Source organism: Nocardioides pollutisoli (assembly GCF_040045055.1).
Lineage (GTDB): Bacteria > Actinomycetota > Actinomycetes > Propionibacteriales > Nocardioidaceae > Nocardioides > Nocardioides tweenelious.
On record NZ_JBDZDU010000002.1, the window covers coordinates 481,741 to 495,307 of the forward strand.

A 13,567-nucleotide genomic window follows, 5' to 3' on the forward strand; every position below is an offset into this window, starting at 1 on the left:
TGCCTAGAGCTGGATCACCGCGACCGCGGGCTCGTGCAGGCTGCCGAGCCACAGCCGGCCGTCGTGCTCCCGCACGCCGGTGACCATGTGGTAGCCCGAACCCCCTCGGTCTGACGGCACGTCGATGTCGTGCACGAGGGTCCCGGAGTCGTCGTACGCCTGGGCGCGGACGGTGCGCTTGGGCTTCGGCTGGAGCGGCTCCGGGATCCGGGTGACCGCACGCCGGATCGGCCGCGGCGCACGCTGCAGTCGCTCGACGACGGGGTCCGTGGGGCTCGCCAGCGAGATCCAGATCAGGCCGTCGCTCCCCCGGGCGATGTTGTCCGGGTAGCCCGGCAGGTCCTGGGCGAGGAAGTCGCGGGTGCCGGCCCGGTCGCCGGTCAGCCAGTGCCGGATGATCGTGCGGGCGCCGGTCTCGGCGACCGCGACGTACGACTCGTCGGCGCTGAGCGCGACACCGTTCGCGAAGGCGAGGCCGTCGAGGACGACCTCCAGCGAGCCGTCGGTGCCGAGGCGGGCGAGGCGGCCGGTGCGGGTGTCCTGGACGAAGTCGTCCTTCCACCTCTCGATCCCGAACTTCGTCGACGAGTCGCTGAACCACACCGTCCCGTCGCCGGCGATCGCCGCGTTGTTGCAGAACATCATCCGCGTGCCGTCGAGGCTGTCGGTCACGGCCTCGACCGCGCCGGAGCGTACGTCGACGCGCAGCACGCCCCGGTGGGCGTCGCAGACCAGCAGGCGACCGTCGAGGTCGATCTCGATGCCGAGCGGTCGGCCCTCGGTGTGGGCGATCCGCTCGATGTGCTCGCCGTCGTGGGAGATCCGGAAGATGCTGCCGTCCTCGGTGCCGGTGAAGACCGCCCCCTCGTCGGGGCCGGGGCCGCCGACCACGACGTCCTCGGCGCCGTCAGCGGGGACGGGGATCACGCGCAGATCGCTCATCTCGTGAGTATCTCGCGATACTCCGGCGAGTCCAGGAAGTCGGGGACCACCGTCGTGGCGCTGGTCGTCAGGTCGAGCCGTCGGGCCTCGGCCGGGGCGACGAAGACGATCTGCCGGCCCTCGCCCACGACGATGTCGGCGTCGGTCAGGTCGGTGACGCCGACCCAGACCTGGGTGGTGTCGAGACTTCCGTAGGCCTCGTGGAAGACCCGCTGCTCGCGCCACAGCCGGAGCTCACCGGGCGCCATCCGGATGCCGGTCTCCTCCTCGAGCTCGCGGTAGGCCGCCGGCTCGTAGTCCTCGCCGTCCTCGACGTGGCCGCCGGGCAGTCCCCACTTCTCGGGGTCGATCACCGGGTGCTCGTCACGCTCCTGCAGCAGCAGCCAGCCCCGCCGGTCGACGAGCAGGATCGAGGAGAACCGGTGCACCGCTCAGCCCTTGAAGGAGGCGAGGGCGTCGACGCCCTTCTGGAGGAACGCGTCCTCGCCGAAGGTGTTGAGCTTCCAGAACATCGCCTCGCTCCCGCCCGCGGTCACGACCGAGACCGACAGGTCCTCGCCGACCGCCAGCACGCTGACGTTCAGGCTGAGGCGGTTGCTGCCCATCGCGCTGTAGCGCTCCCAGACGCTGACGACCATCCGGGCGTCGCCGATCTGGTGGTTGATCCGGACCTCGTGCTTGGCGGTCACGCTCCCGCCCACGATCTCCCGGTCGAGGTGGAGGATCAGGGCATCGAGGTCTCCGGTCATCCGCTGCTCGTGGTGGGCCATGGCGCCACTCTGCCCCGAAGCCCGCGGGTTAATGTGCGCGGGTGAGAGATATCGGGATCAAGCGTGGAGCCGCGGCCCTGGCCGCTGCCGTGTCCCTCCTGCTCGTCAGCGGCGGTACGGCGAGCGCGGTGCCCACCGGCCTGGAGGTCACCGGCTGGATCCTCGGCAGCGGCACCAACCGGCTGGTCGACCGCAACGCCGACGGCATCACGACGCTCAGCGTCGACGGGGTGCTCCTCCACTCCGACGGCGCCGGTGTCGACGCGCCGGACGGCGACGCGAAGCGGCTGCTGAGGGCCGCCCACCACCACGGGCTCACCGCGGAGCTGCTGGTCAGCAACTACAGCGACGCCCTCGGTGACTTCGACCCGCACGCCAACCACCGCCTGCTGTCCGACGACGACCACATCGCCGCGGTGGCGGCCCGGGTGGGCAGGTTCGTCCGGACGCAGGGCTGGGACGGCGTCAACGTCGACCTCGAGCGGGTCCGCAAGGGCGACGGCGCCGGGTTGGTCCGCTTCGTCCAGGCGATCCAGGCGGCGATGCCTGCCGACCGGACCGTCTCGATCGACGTGAGCGCGTCGACCTCCCAGCGCGCCTACCGCGACCGCGGCTACCGGCTCGCGGGCATCGCCCGCGCTGCCGACGTGATCGACCTGATGACCTACGACCTGCACGGGCCGACCTGGTCCGGCCCGGGTCCGGTCGGCGCACTCCCGTGGCAGCGCGACGCGCTGGAGAGCCTGCTCGACGTCGTACCCCCCGAGCAGGTGCAGCTCGGCGTCGCCGGCTACGGCTACACCTGGCCGCGCCAGGGCACCGGCCGCAGCATCAGCCCGAAGCACGCCCGGAACCTCGTCGAGCGCGACGGAGCCCAGCCGCACTGGAAGGCGCGGGACGGCGAGTGGACCGCGCGGCTGAGCAACGGGACCGTGCTGTGGTGGTCCGACGGCCGCTCCTACCGCAAGCGGATCGCCCTCGCGCGTGAGTACGACGTACGCGGACTGGCGGTCTGGCGACTCGGATCTGCGGACACCCTGCACTGAGCGCCCCTATTCTTCGGGCATGCGGATCGGCGTCCTCGGCACCACCGTGGCGACCGCGCCCTCCGGTCCGGTGAACCTCGGTGGTCCCAAGCAGCGCGCTCTCCTCGCCGTGCTGGCCCTGCACCGGGGTCGAGCGGTCCCCGTCGACACGATCGCAGACCTCATCTGGGACGGGACTCCCCCGCCCGGGGTCGCCGGCACGCTGCAGGGCTACGTCGCCGGCCTGCGTCGTGCGCTCGAGCCCGACCGCACCACCCGGGGCGGCGGCACGCTGCTGGTGACCGAGGCGCCGGGCTACGCCCTGCGGCTCCCCGAGGAGGACCTCGACACCGCGTCCTTCGAGAGCGTCGTCGGAGCCACCCACACGCAGGTCGCGCCGCTCGCCGACGCGTTGTGCCGTGGTCGCGCGCTGCCGCCGGGTGCGCCCGACGCCGGCCGGCTGAGCGCACTCCACGACCGGCTCGCCGAGGCCCTCGGCCTGTGGCGTGGCGTGCCGTTCGCCGAGCTCGGCGAGGTCGCGGCCGCTGCCGCCGAGCGCGCACGGCTCGAGGAGCTGCGTGTCCTGGCCACGGAGGACCGCGCGGCGCTCGGCATCCTGCTCGGCCTGCACGCCACCGTCGCCGCCGAGCTCGAGACCCTGACCCGTGCCCACCCGCTGCGGGAGCGTGCCTGGGCGCTGCGGGCGCTCGCGCTCGCCGGTTCCGGGCGGCAGGCCGACGCGCTGGCCGTGCTCCGCGAGGTCCGGGACGTGCTCGACGAGGAGCTCGGGCTCGAACCGGGGCCCGAGCTGCGCGCCGTCCAGACGGCGGTGCTCCGGCAGGAGACGTCCGCCACCGCCGAGCCTGCCGCCGCGCCGCTCGCTGCTCCGGTGCCGGTGGAGACCCATGCGCCGCTGCCGTTCCCGACCATCTGGCCGTGGTCGCTCGCCGGTCGTGACGACGAGCTCGCCGCGCTGACCGCGCTGGTCGACCGGACCGTCGCCGGAGCCGAGTCGGCGCCGGCCTTCGCCGCGCTGACCGGCGAACCCGGCATCGGCAAGAGCCGGCTGGCGATCGAGCTCGCGCAGCACGCCGACACGAAGGGCATGACGATCGCGTGGGGCCGGTGCTCGCAGGACGACGGCGCCCCCGCCCTCTGGCCGTGGGCGACGATCCTCGAGCGGCTCGGGTCCGAGCTGCCGTCGAGCGCCGAGGACGAGAGCGGCGACGGCGGTGCTGCCTTCCGTGCCTGGGAGTCGGTCGTCGCGAAGGTCCTCGCGGTCGCAGAGCAGGCACCGCTGATGCTCGTCCTCGACGACCTGCACTGGGCCGACACCTCGAGCCTGCGCGTGCTTCGCCTCCTGACCGAGGCGGCGGCCGCCGACAACCAGGCTCGCCTGCTGGTCGTGGCCACCTGGCGCGAGCACCCGGTCCCGACCGGAGCGCTGGCCGAGGTCGCCGAGGCCCTGGCCCGCAAGCATGCCCTGCGTCTCCAGCTCCGCGGCATCTCCGCCGAGGCCGCGGCCCAGGTCTTCGCCCAGGTGTCCGAGTCCGACCCCTCCGAGCCGGACGCGGACGCCCTGCGGCGTCGTACGGAGGGCAACCCGTTCTTCCTCGTGGAGTACGCGCGTCTCGCCCGCGACGGCGACCTCGCGACGCTGATGGCCGAGGGGCGGCCGCCCGCCGCGGTGCACGAGGTGCTGTCGCGTCGGCTGGCGCACCTCGACGGCGACACCCAGGACCTCCTCCAGACGGCCAGCGTCCTCGGCCGGATCTTCGACCTGTCGACGCTCGCCGAGGTCGCCAAGCTCGACGAGGACACCGCGCTCGACCGGCTCGACCCGGCGATCGAGGCGGGGCTGGTCGCCGAGGACGGCATCGACCGCTTCCGCTTCAACCACGCGCTGGTGCGCGACACCGTGCTCGCCGGGCTGCCGCAGTCGCGACGCGGCCGCGTGCACGCCCGGGCCGCGCAGGCGCTCACCGGCAAGCGCAACCGCGAGGCCGAGATCGCCCGGCACTGGCTGGCCGCCGGTCCCCGCCACGTCGGCGACGCCTGGCCGGCCGCACAGGCTGCCGCCCGCTCGGCGATCGACGTCTACGCGTACGTCGAGGCCCTCGAGATGCTCGAGTACGCCCTGCGCGCACAGGACGAGGACCCCGGGTCGGACCCGCGGGCGCGGTTCGAGCTCCTCCACGACCTGGCCCAGGTGCTGCAGCGTGCGGGCCGGTGGATCGAGCTGGGCGACGTCGCCCACGAGGCGATCGAGGTGGCGGACGAGATCGGCGACCTCGAGCTGCTCATCCGGGCCGGCGAGATGACGAGCACCGGCTCGCTGTGGACCCCGGCGGGCGGCGTCGTCGACGACGAGATCGTCGGCGCTCTCCGTCGCGCGCTCGACCAGCTGCCCGACGAGGACAACCAGCTGCGCTGCCGGGCGATGCTGGCGCTGGCCGGCGAGATCTACCACGGCGCCGCCGCCCAGGAGCGTGAGGCGCTCGCCGAGGAGGCCATCGCGATGGCCCGTCGCCTGGGCGACCCCGCGCTCACTGCCGCCGCGTGCCTGAAGGCCACGATCGCGATCTGGCACCCCAGCACGGTCGACCTGCGCCTCGAGCTCTCCCAGCGGGCCGCGGCCATCGCCCGTGAGCTGGGCGACCCGACGTCGCTCGCCTCCGCCCTCACGCTCGCCGCGGTCGCCGCGGGGGAGCTCGGCGACATCCCGGTCCTCGACGAGTGCGTCGCCAACGCCCGGGCCGAGGCGGACCGGGTCCGCCACGTCTACGCCCACATCCTGCTGGACTCGATCGAGACGGGCTGGTCGGCGATGCGCGGCCAGTTCGACGAGGCCGGCAAGCACGTCGAGCACCTCGCGAGCATCGGCGAGGTCGTCTCGATCATCGGCTACGACGAGGCGATCGCCGGCGCGATGATGATGCTGGCCCTGTGGGGCGGCCAGGACGCCGCGGTCCTGGACGGCGTCGTCTCCCTCATGGAGGAGGGCAGCTTCCTGCCGCTCTCCACCTCACGGCTGGGCATGCTCTGTCGGGTCGGCAAGCTGGACGAGGCACGCGACTACCTGACCACCAACCGCGCCGAGATCGACCAGACGCTGGCGAACAACACCTGGTTCGCGACGATGGCGCTGTGCATGGGTGCCGAGTCGGCCTGTCACCTAGGCGAGCCCGAGCTGGCGGCGACGACGTACGGGCGGTTGATCGAGTTCACCGGTCGACCGGCCTGTGCCGGGTCGGGCACCGTGGTCGGGCCGGTCGACATGTTCCTGGCGATGGCCGCGCACGCGACCGGTCAGGACGACCTCGCCACCCGGCACGCCGACGACGCCCTGGCGCAGTGCGACGCCTGGGGGGCCGTGCTTGCGGCCGAGTGGGTCGCTCGCGAGCGCCAGCGGTTCGGGTTCTGACCACCCTTGACCTGGACCGCACTCCAACGTCCAGGATGACGGGATGCGCTATCGCGAGATCGGGCCCGACGACCGCAAGCTGACCGTCAGCGTGATCGCCCTCGGGGCGATGCTGATGGGGAGCCGGACCGACGAGGAGACGTCGTACGCGATCCTCGACCGGTTTGTCGAGGCCGGCGGGACGTTCCTGGACACCGCCAACAACTACGCCTTCTGGGTCGCCGGCGACAATATGGGCGGTCAGAGCGAGGAGCTCCTCGGCCGGTGGCGCAAGGACCGCGGGATCGGCGACGAGATCAAGATCGCGACCAAGGTCGGTGGCCGGCCGCTGAAGCCGGGACCGGACTTCTCGCAGGGCATGGAGCCACTGACGGCGGCCAACATCCGCGCGTCGGCCGAGCGCAGCCTGGAACGGATGGGGCTCGAGCGGCTCGATCTCTACTACGCCCACGTCCAGGACCTCGACGTCCCGCTCGAGGAGCAGGTGGAGGCCTTCGGTCAGCTCGCCGCCGACGGCACGGTCGGGATCCTGGGCGCCAGCAACCACTGGGCCTGGCGCGTCGAGCGGGCGCGGACCCTGGCGAAGGCGGCCGGGCTCCCGGCGTACGACGTGCTGCAGTACTCGCACAGCTACCTCAACGCCCGCACCGACCAGCCGGCGCTGCGCGCGCCCGAGGGCAACGCAGGCACGGCGAGCGGCGAGATCCGCAGCCTGGTCCGCGACCAGGGCCTGCACCTCGTCGCCTACTCGCCGCTCCTCAGTGGTGCCTACGTGCGCGCCGACAAGCCGATGCGCGACAGCTTCGACCACGCCGGCACTCCCCCGCGCCGGGCCGCGCTGGCCGAGGTCGTCAAGCAGACCGGTGCGACGGCCAACCAGGTCGTGCTGTCGTGGCTGATCGGCGGCGAGCTGCCGGTCGTCCCGCTCGTCGGCGCGTCGTCCGTCGCCCAGCTCGACGAGACGCTCGCCGCCGTCGACCTCGACCTGACGCCCGAGCAGCGGGAGCTGCTCGACGCCGCCGGCTGAAGCTCGGTCCTGATCGCGGTCAGGCGGCAGCCTCGTCGACCGGGACGCCGAGGGCACGACACGCGTGGAGGAGGGCGTTGAGCGCGTCCTCGTAGGACATCGGATCGGTCCTGGCACACCGGGCCATCCAGAGCCCGGTGACCAGGCTGTGGAGGACGTCCATGCCCACCCGGTCATCGTGCGCGAGACGGCACGCCGACTGAATGAGCCAGCGGTGCTCCTCCTCCTGCACGTGGGCGACCACGGGTGCGAGTGCGTCGTCGCCGCGGGCGAGCTCGCACATCGCGAGCCAGCTGCGCACGAGCGGCAGCAGCTCGTCATCGGGAACGAGTCGAGCTGGGCCGTGCTCGCGGATCGAGTAGCGGATCTCGTCGAGCAGCCGGGCCGAGATCCGATGCGTGATCAGCCGAGTCATCCGCTCCTTGTTGTCGAGCTGTGCGGCCACCGACGACGGGCTCACCCGTGCGACCGTTGCGATCCTGCGAAGGGTGAAGGCGGTGATCCCCTCCGTGTCCAGGAGGTGGATCGCGGCACTGGTCAGGTCATCGACGCGGTGGTCGTGGTCGAACAGGCGAGGCATGACATCACCTCAGCACAGGATCCGGTCCTGGGCTGTCGGTCCTCCACAGGCGGTCAGGGGGTGCCTGCGCGTTGTTCACACGTTCGTACGTAGATCACGAACGAACGTGTGAACAACCAAATCCGGTGCACTGTCAGGCGAACCGGAACGTCCGCGCGTGCCGGCGGGCGAACCGGCGCCGCGTCAGCCGCCAGATCACCCGGAAGCCACCGCCGCCCGGCTGGGTGAAGACGCGCTCGAGCGCCTCGCGCGGGACGCCGAACGCCGCCCAGGGGACGATCCGCACCACCTTGGCGAACGTCGGCTTCGGGATGTGCTCCTCCTCGATCCGCTCCCAGTCCTCAGCCGTCAGCCGGCGCTGGATGATCGAGATCGCCTCGGTCTCCTCGTGGGCCAGGTGGCGGCGGAGCGACTCGCGGGCCGCACACACCCGCACCGTCAGGGCGGCCCGGGCGTCCTCGTCCGCGTGGTCGGTCAGCCGCCGGAAGCCGGCAGCACAGGCCTCGAGGAGGGGGTCGATCTCGCCGTGCTCGGACTCCATCGCGGCCAGGGTGGCGCGCTCGTCCGACGTGCAGACCTGCGCGAGCGCCGGCCAGACGCCGTCGTCCTCGACCGTGTGGTGCTCGTGGAGCACCTCGGCGAAGAGCTCCCACCGCTCGGCCAGCAGCGCCCAGGTGCCCCGCTCGGCGGCGGGCGTGTTGCGCACCGCCGCCGAGAAGAGGTCGAGGTCGCGCCGGAACGCGTGGTGCATGACGTACATCATCCGCATGTCGATCGGCCCGTCCGGGGCCGCCACCTGGCCGGGCAGCCGGAGCTGCCGCGGCCACGTGCTCGTGCCGGTGCTCATGTCAGACACCGGCCTTCTCGCCGGCGTCGGACTCGTCCAGCTCCACCCAGAGGTCCGCGTCGTCGTGCGTCTCCGCGGAGATGGTCGGGAGCAGGCGGTCGAGCCAGGCCGGCAGCCACCAGTTCCACGAGCCGAGCAGCGTCATCGTCGCGGGGACGAGGACCATCCGGACCACGGTGGCGTCGAGCACGATCGCGACCGCCATGCCGAAGCCGAGCTGCTTGACCACGGTGTCGGCCTCGGTGGAGAAGCCGAGGAAGACGACGACCATGATCGCGGCGGCCGAGCTGATCACCCGGCCGGTCGAGGCGAGGCCGCGCTCCACGCTGCCGCGGGCGTCACCCGTGCGCAGCCAGTCCTCGCGGATCCGCGAGAGCAGGAAGACCTCGTAGTCCATCGACAACCCGAAGAGGATCGCGAACATCAGGATCGGGATCCAGCTCGACACCGCAACCGGGTGGTCGATGCCGAGCAGGCTGCCGCCCCAGCCGTGCTGGAAGGCGAGGGTGAGTACGCCGTACGCCGCACCGATCGAGAGCAGGTTCATGACCGCTGCCTTCAGCGGCACGACGACCGAGCGGAACATCATCGCCAGCAGCAGCACGGACACCGCGACCACGAACCCGACGACGGTCCAGATCTTGCCGGAGAGCATCCCGGACAGGTCGGAGAACAGCGGCGTGAGCCCGGTGACCTCGACCCCGGCCGGGAGGTCGGCGCGGAGGGTGGTGACGAGGGCGGAGGTGCGCTCGTCGGCAGGGCCGTACGCCGGCTGTGCCTCGAAGACGCTGATCGCACCGTCGGGCGTCGTGACCGGGGTGGTGACCCCGACGACTCCGGGCTCCGCGGCCACCTGGTCAGCGACGGCCTGCGGGTCGAGCCCCTGGGACCGGAGCTGCGTCGTGTCGACGACGAGCGTGAACGGTCCGTTCGCGCCGTCGCCGTACTCGGCGGCGATCAGGTCGTAGGCACGGCGCTGCGACGTCTCCGTGCTGTTGCTGCTGCCGTCCTGCGGCCAGGTGCGCATGCCCAGGGTGGGGGCGGCGAGCAGGAGCAGGAAGGTCAGTGCAGCGAGAGCCGCGGCCACGGGCCGCTTCGACACCCCGGCGGCCCAGCGGGCGGTGAGGGGCTTCGTGGAGCTGGCGGGGCGGTTCTTGCGGACCTTGCGGGGCAGCAGGCGGTTGCCGGCCAGGCCGCAGAGGGCGGGCACCAGGGTGATGGCGGCCGCGAGGACCGAGACGACGGCGATCGCGGTGGCGTAGCCGAACGTCGAGTAGACGGGGAGCCCGCCGAAGCGGAGACCCATCAGGGAGATGAGGACCGTGGCCGACGCGAAGACGACCGATCGGCCGGCGGTGGCCATCGCGCGGCCGGCGGCCTCGCGCTTGTCGACGCCCTGGCCGAGGAACTCCACGTGCCGGGTGACGAGCAGCAGGGCGTAGTCGATGCCGACGCCGAGGCCGACCATCGAGGCGACGGTCGGCGCCGAGGTGCTGACGTCCATCACCGAGGCGAGGAGGGTGACGCCCGCCGAGCCGACGGCGAGACCCATCAGGGCGACCGCGAGCGGCAGGCCGGCGGCCACGACGGAGCCGAAGGCGACGATCAGCAGGACCAGCGCCGCGATGACGCCGGCCAGCTCACCGGTCCCCTTCATCTGCGACTCGGAGTTTCCGGGCAGCTCGCCGCCGAGCTCGGCCTGGAGGCCGGCCTCGCGCAACGGCTCGATGGCGTCGACGAGCGGGTCGTAGCCCTGGGCACCGGCCAGGTCGGGGTCGGTCACCGGGACGTCGTACGACACCGTGACGAACGCGGTGTCCGAGTCCTCGGACATCCGCGGCTCGGTCACGTAGCTGACGTGGTCCACGCCGTGGAGGCGCTGGACGAGAGCGTCGACGTCGGACGCGCGGAGCGCGTCGCCCGACGGGTCGTGGACGACGACCTGGGCGGTCGCGCCGCCGCCGTCGGGGACGTGGGCGCGCAGCTGCTCGATGCCGGCCTGCGCCCGCGCCGCCGGGATGTCGTAGTCGTCGTGGAAGGTGCCCCCGAAGGAGCCCGCCAGCCCGAAGGCGGCGATGACGACCACGACCCAGGCGGAGATCGTCCGCCAGGGATGGGCCGCGGTCTGGTAGCCGAGACGGTGGAGGATGCGGGTCACGGTCGTGCTCCTGTGCTTGGTCAGAGGTGGTCTGGTGAGAGGACTCTGACCGCGGCTCCTTGAGGCCGACTGGGATCTGACTGGGAGCCGCCGGGCGTACGCTGCCGTCCGTGACGAGCCGGCGAGCACTCAGATGGGGGCCGGCAGCCATGCTGGCCGCGGCGCTGACCCTGACGGCGGTCCCGACCGCGCAGGCCGCTCCACCCGACGCGCCCGCGACGCGGGCCGCCCACGGCACCCGTCACTACATCGTGGTGCTCAGGGCCACGCTGCCGAAGCACCCGACCAAGCAGTCCGAGAAGAGGGCGAAGGCCGCGGACGACCGGATCGCCGCCTGGATCGGCGCGAAGCCGGACTTCGAGTACGTCGCCGACCTCGAGGGCTTCGCCGCGAGGCTGACCCGCGCCCAGGTGCGGCGCCTGCGCCACTCGCCCCAGGTGATGTACGTCGTCCGGGACACCCGCGTCCACATGGACGCCACGCAGACCGGGGCGCCCTGGGACCTCGATCGCATCGACCAGACCGCGCTGCCCCTCGACTCGACGTACTCCTCCACGTCGCAGGGAGCCGGCGTCCACATCTACGTCATCGACACCGGGATCGAGCCGCGGCACCCGGACTTCGGCTCGCGCGCCACAAGCGCGTTCGACTCGGTCGACGCGGGCTCGGTCCGCGACGACTGCCACGGCCACGGCACGCACGTCGCCGGGATCGCGGGCGGCAGCACGTACGGCGTGGCCAAGAAGGCGACGCTCGTCGGCGTCCGCGTGCTGGGCTGCGGAGGATCGGGCTCGTCGGCGTCCGTCCTGGCCGGCATCGACTGGGTGACCGCCCACCACGCCGACAGGTCCGTGGCGAACATGTCGCTCGGCGCGAGCGGGTCCGAGGTGATCGACACCGCCGTGCGCCACCTGATCGCGTCCGGCGTGTTCGTGGCCGTGGCCGCCGGCAACTCGAACGCCAACGCGTGCTCCTACTCGCCGGCCCGGGTCCCGGCAGCGTTCACGGTCGCGGCCAGCACGTCGACCGACCAGAAGGCGTCCTTCTCGAACCACGGCTCGTGCGTGGACGGCTACGCACCGGGCGCCGACATCCCCAGTGACTGGATCGGGGGGATGACGAAGACGATCAGCGGCACGTCGATGGCCTCACCCGTCGTCGCCGGGGTCGCCGCGCTCTACCTCGCCAGCCACCACTCGGCGACGCCTGACGACATCACCCAGTGGCTCACCTCGCACGCCACCGCCGGCGTGATCGGGGGCAACCCCGCGAACACCGCGAACCGCCTGGTCTTCACGGGCGGTCTCTAGAGCGGTCGGCGCCACTCCGCGACACCCTCGTCGAGGTGGAGCTCCCCGTCCGTCTGGGCCGCCGCCTCGGGGTCGTGCGTGGCCATCACGACGATCGCGCCGCGCTCGGCCTCGGCGCGCAGCGTGACCATGACCCGCTCGCGGTTGGCGGCGTCGAGGTCGCTGGTGGGCTCGTCGGCGAGGAGCACGACGGCCTGCGCGGCGAAGGCACGCGCGAGCGCGACCCGCTGCTGCTGGCCACCGGAGAGCTCCTCGATCAGGTGGTTGCCGCTCTCCTCGAGGCCCACGAGGGCGAGGGCGTCCTGGGTGCGCTGGTAGGCCTCGTCGGCGCCGACCCCGGTCGCCAGCATCGGGACGACGACGTTCTCGGTCGCGGTGAGGGACGACGCGAGCCCGTTGCCCTGCGGGACGATGACGACGCCGCGACCTGCTGCCTGCTCGCGGGTGCCGATCGGCGACCCGTCGAAGGAGACCTCGCCGCTCGTCGGGGTGAGTGCGCCCGCGAGCGCCCAGAGCAGCGTGGACTTCCCCGCGCCGGACGGGCCGGTGACCGCCAGCAGCTGACCGGGCCGCACCGCCAGCGAGAGGTCGCGCAGGGCCACCAGGTCGCCGTACGCCACGCTGACGTCGGTCGCACGCAGCTCAGTCATCGGGACCCTCCCCTGTCTGTTGGTCCGCGATCAGCACGTACTGGCCGTCGACCAGGTGGAAGCGCACCAACGTCCCGGGCTGGAGGTTCTCGCGGACGTGGAGCGGCAGCGGGAGGAACCCGTCGGCCGTGACCACGGCGTACTCCTCGCCGCTGCGGCCCTCGCCACCGACGCGGCCGTCGCGGATGGTGACGGTGCGGGGAAGGTACGCCGCCACGTCGGGGTCGTGGGTGACGAGCACGACCGTGGTGCCGAGCTCGCGGTTGACCGCCGACATCCGCTCCAGGACCAGGTCGCGGGCCGGGTGGTCGAGCTGGCTCGTGGGCTCGTCGGCGAGCAGCAGCCCGGGCCGCGGCGCCATCGCGACAGCCAGCGCGGCGAGCTGCAGGTGACCCGGCGTGAGCTCGGCGAGCGGCCGGTGGGCATCGGCTCCGAGCCCGACGGTCGCGAGCACCTCGTCCGGGTCGGGGAGGTCCTTGCCGGCCTTGCGCGCCGCACCCTGGGCGAACCCGACGTTCTCGTGGGCGGTGAGGTAGGGCAGCAGGTTGCGGCTCGCGCCCTGCAGCATCAGGGACACGTCGCGCGCCCGCATGTCGTCGAGCTCGCGGGGCGTCGCCGCCGACAGCTCGAGCGGACCGACGAACACCTTGCCGGCACTGGGCTTGAAGACGCCGGCGAGCAGGTTGAGCAGCGTGGACTTGCCGGCCCCGGAAGGACCGAGCAGTCCGATCATCTCCCCCGCGGCGACGTCGAGCCCGACGCCGGAGAGCGCCGCGACCTCGTGTCCCTCGGACCGGTAGATGTGCACCAGTCCCTGGGTCCTCACGTGCAGGC

General features: G+C 72.7%; 12 protein-coding genes. 4 read left to right on the top strand and 8 right to left on the bottom strand.

Features of this window, described 5'->3' with window-relative positions:
• Nucleotides 1–3 precede the first annotated feature (3 nt).
• The 3 genes from ABLE68_RS20425 to ABLE68_RS20435 are packed head-to-tail and all read right to left on the bottom strand — an operon-like array spanning nucleotide 4 to nucleotide 1,712.
• Entirely contained in the window at nucleotides 4–942 is a 939-nt protein-coding gene (locus ABLE68_RS20425) for an SMP-30/gluconolactonase/LRE family protein (RefSeq protein ID WP_348873834.1), read from the bottom strand.
• Nucleotides 939–1,370 carry an NUDIX domain-containing protein gene (locus tag ABLE68_RS20430; protein ID WP_348873835.1) on the bottom strand — a complete coding sequence of 144 codons (432 nt, stop codon included), beginning with the start codon at nucleotides 1,368–1,370 and terminating at the stop codon, nucleotides 939–941. Before ABLE68_RS20430 ends, ABLE68_RS20425 begins: the two co-directional genes overlap by 4 nt.
• 3 nt (nucleotides 1,371–1,373) lie before the next feature.
• Entirely contained in the window at nucleotides 1,374–1,712 is a 339-nt protein-coding gene (locus tag ABLE68_RS20435; RefSeq protein WP_348873836.1) for a DUF6054 family protein, read from the bottom strand.
• 41 nt (nucleotides 1,713–1,753) lie between these two features.
• Here ABLE68_RS20435 and ABLE68_RS20440 point away from each other — a divergent pair, with 41 nt between their 5' ends.
• Genes ABLE68_RS20440 through ABLE68_RS20450 form a run of 3 tightly spaced genes read left to right on the top strand, consistent with a single transcriptional unit; the run spans nucleotide 1,754 to nucleotide 7,188 of the window.
• Nucleotides 1,754–2,758: a glycosyl hydrolase family 18 protein gene (locus ABLE68_RS20440; RefSeq protein WP_348873838.1), complete on the top strand. Its 1,005-nt coding sequence runs from the start codon at nucleotides 1,754–1,756 to the stop codon at nucleotides 2,756–2,758.
• A gap of 19 nt (nucleotides 2,759–2,777) precedes the next feature.
• Nucleotides 2,778–6,161 carry an ATP-binding protein gene (locus tag ABLE68_RS20445; protein WP_348873840.1) on the top strand — a complete coding sequence of 1,128 codons (3,384 nt, stop codon included), beginning with the start codon at nucleotides 2,778–2,780 and terminating at the stop codon, nucleotides 6,159–6,161.
• 43 nt (nucleotides 6,162–6,204) lie between these two features.
• Entirely contained in the window at nucleotides 6,205–7,188 is a 984-nt protein-coding gene (locus ABLE68_RS20450; RefSeq protein ID WP_348873842.1) for an aldo/keto reductase, read from the top strand.
• A gap of 19 nt (nucleotides 7,189–7,207) precedes the next feature.
• On the opposite strand, the gene ABLE68_RS20455 is transcribed toward ABLE68_RS20450, so the two are convergent.
• The 3 genes from ABLE68_RS20455 to ABLE68_RS20465 form a co-directional block, all read right to left on the bottom strand.
• On the bottom strand, nucleotides 7,208–7,768 hold the full coding sequence (locus tag ABLE68_RS20455) for a TetR/AcrR family transcriptional regulator (RefSeq protein ID WP_348873843.1): 561 nt from the start codon (nucleotides 7,766–7,768) through the stop codon (nucleotides 7,208–7,210).
• A 133-nt stretch (nucleotides 7,769–7,901) separates the two neighbouring features.
• A complete protein-coding gene (locus tag ABLE68_RS20460; RefSeq protein ID WP_348873845.1) occupies nucleotides 7,902–8,615 on the bottom strand; it encodes a hemerythrin domain-containing protein in 714 nt (237 codons plus the stop codon).
• Nucleotide 8,616: 1 nt separating this feature from the next.
• Nucleotides 8,617–10,773: an MMPL family transporter gene (locus ABLE68_RS20465; RefSeq protein WP_348873847.1), complete on the bottom strand. Its 2,157-nt coding sequence runs from the start codon at nucleotides 10,771–10,773 to the stop codon at nucleotides 8,617–8,619.
• Nucleotides 10,774–10,883: 110 nt separating this feature from the next.
• On the opposite strand from ABLE68_RS20465, the gene ABLE68_RS20470 reads away from it, so the two are divergent.
• A complete protein-coding gene (locus ABLE68_RS20470) occupies nucleotides 10,884–12,083 on the top strand; it encodes a S8 family peptidase (protein ID WP_348873848.1) in 1,200 nt (399 codons plus the stop codon).
• Here ABLE68_RS20470 and ABLE68_RS20475 read toward each other — a convergent pair.
• Entirely contained in the window at nucleotides 12,080–12,733 is a 654-nt protein-coding gene (locus tag ABLE68_RS20475; RefSeq protein ID WP_348873850.1) for an ABC transporter ATP-binding protein, read from the bottom strand. The two genes, ABLE68_RS20470 and ABLE68_RS20475, sit on opposite strands and share 4 nt — an antisense overlap.
• Nucleotides 12,726–13,559: an ABC transporter ATP-binding protein gene (locus ABLE68_RS20480; RefSeq protein WP_348873852.1), complete on the bottom strand. Its 834-nt coding sequence runs from the start codon at nucleotides 13,557–13,559 to the stop codon at nucleotides 12,726–12,728. The genes ABLE68_RS20475 and ABLE68_RS20480 overlap by 8 nt, the downstream gene beginning before the upstream one ends.
• Nucleotides 13,560–13,567 lie beyond the last annotated feature (8 nt).